Source organism: Streptomyces sp. WELS2, from assembly GCF_013870595.1.
Lineage (GTDB): Bacteria > Actinomycetota > Actinomycetes > Streptomycetales > Streptomycetaceae > Streptomyces.
The window spans coordinates 1-1290 of sequence record NZ_JACBWZ010001265.1 but is presented as its reverse complement, the minus strand read 5'-3'; the positions used below and the strand labels follow the sequence as shown (position 1 = coordinate 1290).

Annotated in this window: 1 protein-coding gene; it reads left to right on the top strand. The window is 70.7% G+C overall.

Translation table 11 applies throughout. The annotated features are described in order from the left end of the window. Positions 1–1290: FtsX-like permease family protein (locus H5J33_RS35575; RefSeq protein ID WP_181798768.1), on the top strand; the 1290-nt coding region annotated here is incomplete at both ends.

Here is a 1290-nt window from a genome sequence, read left to right as displayed (position 1 = left end):
GCCGGCGGCTGCAGCCTGTACGTGGCCGCCACCGCCGAGAAGGCCAAGACCGGCTCCGGCTGGCTGGGCCTGGGCGTGCTGCTCACCCTGATCGGGTTCGTCGTCGTCGGCCCGCTGCTCGCCGGCGCGCTGGTCCGCGTCCTCGGCGCGGTCCTCCTGCGGGTCTTCGGACCCGTCGGCCGGATGGCCGAGCGCAACGCGCTGCGCAACCCGCGCCGCACCGGTGCCACCGGCGCCGCCCTGATGATCGGCCTGGCCCTGGTGGCGTGCCTGTCGGTGGTCGGCTCCTCCATGGTGGCCTCCGCAACCGACCAGCTCGACAAGACCGTCGGCACGGACTTCATCGTCCAGGAGGACAACGGCCAGGTCATCACCAAGCAGGCGGTCCGGGCCGTCAAGGACACCCCGGGCCTGGCCCGGGTCACCGAGTACAAGCTCCTGGACGCCACCCTGACCACGCCGGACGGCCGTACCCTCACGAGGGAGACGATCAACGCGGCCGACCCGACGTACGCCCGGGACGTGCGCACCAAGACCGTCGCCGGCGACCTCGCCGACGCCTACGAACCGGACTCGATGTCCGTCTTCGAGGGCTTCGCCGAGGACCACGGCATCAAGCTCGGCTCCACGGTCGCCGTCCGCTTCGAGGACGGCGGGACGGCGAAGCTCACCGTCCGCGCGATCACCAGCGACGAGGCCGTCGTCGACAAGGGCGCGATGTACGCCTCCATCGCCACGGTCGCCAAGTACGTCCCCGCCGACCGGATGCCGCTGGACGACCTGCTGTTCGCCACCGCCAAGGACGGCCAGGAGAAGGCCGCCTACCAGGCACTGAAGTCGGCGCTGCACGAGTTCCCGCAGTACACCGTGCGCGACCAGACCGACTACAAGCAGGAACTGAAGGACCAGATCGGCCAGCTGCTGAACATGATCTACGGCCTGCTGGCACTGGCGATCGTCGTCGCGGTCCTCGGCGTGGTGAACACCCTGGCGCTGTCCGTGGTCGAGCGGACCCGGGAGATCGGCCTGATGCGGGCCATCGGCCTCTCCCGCCGCCAGCTGCGCCGCATGATCCGCCTGGAGTCCGTGGTGATCGCCGTCTTCGGTGCCCTGCTGGGCCTCGGCCTCGGCATGGGCTGGGGCGCCACCGCGCAGAAACTGCTCGCCCTGGAAGGCCTGAACGTCCTCGACATCCCCTGGCCGACGATCACCGGGGTGTTCATCGGATCGGCCTTCGTGGGCCTGTTCGCCGCGCTGGTCCCGGCGTTCCGGGCGGCCCGGATGAACGTG